Source organism: Chitinophaga sp. (genome assembly GCF_036566945.1).
In the GTDB taxonomy this organism is placed as follows: Bacteria; Bacteroidota; Bacteroidia; order Chitinophagales; family Chitinophagaceae; genus Chitinophaga.
Map to the genome: position 1 here is coordinate 1 of NZ_DATCVJ010000164.1, position 5576 is coordinate 5576.

General features: G+C 45.7%; 2 protein-coding genes. Both read right to left on the reverse strand.

Annotated features, from left to right (window positions below; translation table 11 throughout):
• Positions 1–157: 157 nt before the first annotated feature.
• The gene (locus tag VIP81_RS04770) at positions 158–1588 is read right to left on the reverse strand and encodes a glycoside hydrolase family 125 protein (protein ID WP_331957335.1); all 1431 of its coding nucleotides are present in this window, start codon (positions 1586–1588) and stop codon (positions 158–160) included.
• A gap of 334 nt (positions 1589–1922) precedes the next feature.
• Positions 1923–5324 carry a methylmalonyl-CoA mutase family protein gene (locus tag VIP81_RS04775; RefSeq protein ID WP_331957336.1) on the reverse strand — a complete coding sequence of 1134 codons (3402 nt, stop codon included), beginning with the start codon at positions 5322–5324 and terminating at the stop codon, positions 1923–1925.
• Positions 5325–5576 lie beyond the last annotated feature (252 nt).

Here is a 5576-nt window from a genome sequence, read left to right on the forward strand (position 1 = left end):
TGATCTATCCGTTGCTGGTAAATACTTGCTGCTACCATTAGTTTATTGATTTAAGAATACCGGGTTTGCTAATAAAAAATCAGGGATCTCATGATTTATGTTCACAATTTATTGAACATACCTCACAAAATCCCTGATTAAAGTTATCTGGATTTATTTATGCGTATTGTCTTTTCAGCAAGTCCGGATGGTCCTGACTCACTTTCAGGATCAGTTCACCGAACAAGGTATTCACCCAGGCAAACCATGGACGGGTAAATTTAGTCGGATCATCCTTATGATAGGATTCATGAATGAAACCAGTACCGCCGTCAGTATTACGCAGGCTTTTAATACAAGTGGCTATTTCTTCTTTATCATTACTGGTCAACGCCCGTATGATAACGCTCATTGGCCAGATGTAGTCATTGCCGGTATGCGGACTCCCTACGCCATCGCCATATTTACCTCTGTAAAACCAGGGCTGGAAGTTGCTCCAAACAAAGTGGCGCGATGCCTGATATAGCGGGTCATCAATGCCGGTATAGCCCAGATATGGGATAGATAAGAGACTGGGTACGTTAGTATCGTCCAGGAATAAACGATTACCAAAGCCATCTACTTCAAAACCGTACATCATGCCCAATTTGGGATGCTCTACGATGGCATATGCCTTGATGGCGCGGTCTACTTCATCTGCCAGTGCAATACATTCTTTTGCAAAGGCCGCATCTTTATAAATGGTTTCGCTGATTTCCGCCATCTGACGCAGGGATACTACGGCAAACATGTTGGAAGGAATCAGGAAAGGAAATACTGTCGCATCATCAGAAGGACGGAAAACAGATACGATCAGACCCACCGGAGATATCGGGTTACCCCAGCCTCCATTGGCTACCGTATCCGATTGTATCGGAGAAGTACGCTGGAATTTATATGGACCATGGCCATCTTTACGTTGCTGCTCTTTAAATGTTTTTACGATCAACCCGGCTGCCTGCTTATATTTCGCATCAAAAGGCGCGGTGTCGCCGCTTATTTTCCAATAGTTGTAAGACAACCGCACGGTGTAGCACAGAGAATCTATCTCCCACTTGCGCTCATGCAGTTCCGGTTTCATGGTCGTCAGATCTTTATCCCACTCACTACCGGTTGGGCCTTCATTGAAAGCATTGGCATATGGATCGATGAGGATACATTTTGTCTGGCGGTTAATAACGCCCACTACCATTTCCTTCAGCTTCGCATCTTCCTTCACCAGTGGCAGATAAGGCCATACCTGAGCAGAAGAATCGCGCAGCCACATCGCATTGATGTCGCCGGTGATCACGAAAGTATCCGGTCTGCCGTTTTCTGTTTTAAAATTAACGGTGGTATCAAGTGTATTAGGAAAACAGTTTTCAAACAACCAGCCTAATTTGGTATCGGCAATCTCCGCTTTCACCTTCACAATCGTCTTCTCCACGGCTTCGCTGGTGAATTTCCGCTTTGCCAGTGGTGGGCGCTGGGAAGTATATCCGTTCCAGCCAAATACTGTTTTGGGCAGTCCCAGCCCAACAACGCCTGCTACCAGGGCGCTGTTCTTAAGAAAATCTCTCCTTGCAACCATAACATTTTTTGAATTTAGGAACCCCTAAAATAGAAAAGTTTCCCGCAATTATAGCGGAAAGTCGAAAGCTGAAAGCAAAAAGCTATTGAAGCGATTTTTTGTCTTACTCAGGATTATACTGATTTTGATGATTTCCTTGATTTTACTTTTATGATTTTAGAAGATGAAAATGATTTTGGCAGATAGAAGCGAATACCCGCTATTATCTACCAAATCATTTTCATCTCCCAAAGAAAAAAAATCAAGGAAATCATCAAAATCAGTATAATCCTGAGCAAGACAAAAAATCGCCTCAATAGCTTTTTGCTTTAAGCTTTCAGCTTTCCGCTCTCCGTTACATGTTTCTCCGGTATTGCCCACCTACTTCATACAGTGCATGGGTAATCTGTCCGAGAGAACAGTGTTTCACTGTTTCCATCAATTCTGCAAAGAGATTGCCATTGCCAACAGCCACCTGCTGCAACTGCTTCAGTGCCGCAGCACTCTTATGCTGATGCCTGTCCTGGAAGGCTTCCAGCGTATGTATCTGGAACTCTTTTTCTTCTGTGGTAGAACGGATCACTTCTGCCGGAATAATAGTAGGTGAACCGTTTTTATTCAGGAAAGTATTTACGCCTACGATCGGGAATTCGCCGGTATGTTTCAGGGACTCATAATACAGGCTTTCTTCCTGTATCTTATTACGCTGATACATCCTTTCCATGGCGCCTAACACACCGCCGCGTTCTGTAATACGATTAAATTCGTTGAGTACCGCTTCTTCTACCAGGTCTGTCAGCTCTTCAATGAAGAAGGCGCCTTGCACCGGATTTTCATTTTTGGCGGTTCCCAGTTCCCGGTTAATGATCAGCTGAATAGCCATAGCCCTTCTCACGCTTTCTTCTGTAGGCGTAGTAATGGCTTCATCGTATGCATTGGTGTGCAGGGAGTTACAGTTATCATAGATGGCGTACAATGCCTGCAGTGTAGTGCGGATATCGTTAAAATCAATTTCCTGTGCATGCAAACTGCGGCCGGAAGTCTGAATATGATATTTCAGTTTCTGGGAGCGATCGTTTCCTTTGTATTTATACTTGATGGCTTTAGCCCAGATACGACGGGCTACACGGCCTATCACCGCGTATTCGGGGTCCATTCCATTGCTGAAAAAGAACGACAGGTTAGGCGCAAAATCATCGATGTGCATGCCTCTGCTCAGGTAGTATTCTACATAGGTAAAACCATTAGAGAGCGTAAACGCCAGCTGTGTAATAGGGTTGGCGCCGGCTTCCGCGATATGATACCCGGAAATACTTACCGAATAGAAATTGCGTACTTTTTCTGTGATGAAATACTCCTGTACATCACCCATTAATTTAAGCGCAAATTCTGTAGAGAAGATACAGGTATTCTGCGCCTGGTCTTCTTTCAGGATATCTGCCTGCACGGTGCCACGCACCGTACTCAATGCATGTGCTTTTATTTTTTCATACACGTCACGGTCCAGTACTTCTTCGCCGGAAATACCCAGCAGCTGAAGACCGAGGCCGTCGTTACCTGCTGGCAGATCGCCACTATAATGAGGCAGCGGATGATCTTTGAATTTCGTTTTTATCAGTGCCGTCACCTTTTCGGTCAGCCCATTTTCTTTGATATATTTTTCGCATTGCTGATCAATGGCAGCATTCATGAAAAATGCCAGCAGTATGGGTGCGGGGCCGTTGATCGTCATCGATACAGATGTTTTAGGATCGCAGAGATCAAAACCACTGTATAATTTTTTAGCATCATCCACGGTAGCAATGCTCACCCCGGAGTTACCTACTTTACCGTAAATATCCGGTCTTACAGCAGGATCTTCCCCATATAGGGTTACGCTGTCAAATGCAGTAGACAAGCGCTTTGCCGGCTGATCCAACGATACGTAGTGAAAACGTTTATTGGTTCTTTCCGGTCCGCCTTCTCCGGCAAACATACGGGTCGGATCTTCTCCTTCTCTTTTCAGTGGGAAAACACCGGCGGCGTATGGAAATTCACCCGGCAGATTTTCAGTAAGCTGCCAGCGGAGAATATCGCCCCAATCTTTATACTTAGGTAAGCTAACCTTAGGAATTCTGCTATGGCTGAGGCTTTCGGAATACAGGGGTAATTTAATCACCTTATCTCTTACCTGGAATTCGTAAAAATCTGCGGTATATTTTTTCACCAGCGCAGGCCATTCTTCTACCAGCTTTTTACATTCCGGATGCAATGATTTTTCCAGGTGTGCTTTGATGTCGGCCAGAGAGGCGGCGAGCGCCGGTTGCAAAGCTATCACGCCTTCTACCTGGTACAACTGTGTGGCGATTTTGCATTGCTCATCTGTCCACTTGCTGTAATCCGCAATGGCTTCTGCTATTTCAGCGAGGTAACGTACCCTTGCCGGCGGAATGATCTGTGATTTGGTAGAAGTAGATTTCACGCTTTCATGTGCCATAGGGCCAAAGCTGGCGCCGGTTTTCTCTTCCACTTTTTCCATTACTCTTTCAAACAACAGGTTAATGCCTGGATCATTGAATTGGGAAGCGATGGAACCTACTACCGGCAACGCATCTTCCTTTGCGTCCCAAAGGCCATGGTTGCGTTTATATTGTTTGCGCACATCATGCAAAGCATCGAGTGCACCGGCTTTATCAAATTTGTTGATGGCAATCACGTCGGCGTAGTCCAGCATGTTAATTTTTTCCAGCTGGGAGGCCGCACCATATTCCGGTGTCATCACATAGAGTGATACATCGCAGTAGTCGGTGATAGCGGTATCGCTCTGGCCAATACCGGATGTTTCGAGGATGATAAAATCGAAAGCAGCCAGTTTACAAATATCGATGGCTTCCTGTATATGCTCACTGATGGCCTTATCGCTTTCACGGGTAGCCAGAGAGCGCATGTAGGCGCGTGGGTGATGAATGGAGTTCATACGAATCCTGTCACCCAATAAAGCACCCCCTGTTTTCTTTTTAGAAGGATCGACCGAAATAACAGCTACGGTTTTATCATTGGTATGATTGAGGTAACGACGTACCAGTTCATCGGTCACGCTGCTTTTACCGGCGCCACCGGTACCGGTGATACCCAGTACAGGAGATCTTTCGGGATCTGCTGCTGTGTGGGTGATATGTGCAGTGGCAGTATCGTCTACCGTTACGGCAGTATTGGTTTTCTGCCCTTTGAGCAGGGCTACCGGCATATCGTTTTCTGCGAGGCTGATAGAGCGGGCTATAATTTTCGGATTCTTCTCTTTTTTCAGTTGCGGGATATCTTCCACATTACCACCTTCTGTAAGTGGTTTCACGGCGATGTCGCACTGGCTGATGAGGTCTTCAATCATGCCTTCCAGCCCCATTTGCCGGCCGTCGTCCGGTGAGTAGAGACGCGCGATGCCGTAAGCATGCAGTTCTGCAATCTCTACCGGCAGAATGGTGCCGCCGCCGCCGCCAAAAATTTTGATGTGTCCACAGCCTTTTTCCTGCAGCAGGTCATACATATACTTGAAAAACTCCACGTGCCCACCCTGATAAGAGGTGACCGCTATTCCCTGTGCATCTTCCTGGATGGCACAGTCTACAATTTCCGCTGCAGAACGGTTATGCCCGAGGTGAATTACCTCGGCACCTTTTGCCTGCATAATGCGCCGCATAATATTGATGGCCGCATCATGACCGTCGAATAAAGCTGCTGCTGTTACAATGCGAACCTTATGTTGTGGTGTATAAGACATAGATTGTGTTTTGTTTGGAGAGAATTACGAATTACAAATTACGAATTACGGATTTGTGGGTAGAATATCCGAAGATCATCTGCTATTATCTATTCACAAATCCGTAATTCGTAATTTGTAATTCGTAATTCTTTTTTTGCAAGTTACGGAAAAACCTGCTGAACTGCCGCCATAGCGTGGGTTTGCCCAGAAATAGAATTGATTGAACAGGGGCATGATCTTGTTGCAAAACGTTTAACTGATCCCGAAATC

Coding starts and splice junctions, on each gene's coding strand:
- VIP81_RS04770 (WP_331957335.1), bottom strand. CDS start 1,588: ATGGTTGCAAGGAGAGATTTTCTTAAGAACAGCGCCCTGGTAGCAGGC.
- VIP81_RS04775 (WP_331957336.1), bottom strand. CDS start 5,324: ATGTCTTATACACCACAACATAAGGTTCGCATTGTAACAGCAGCAGCT.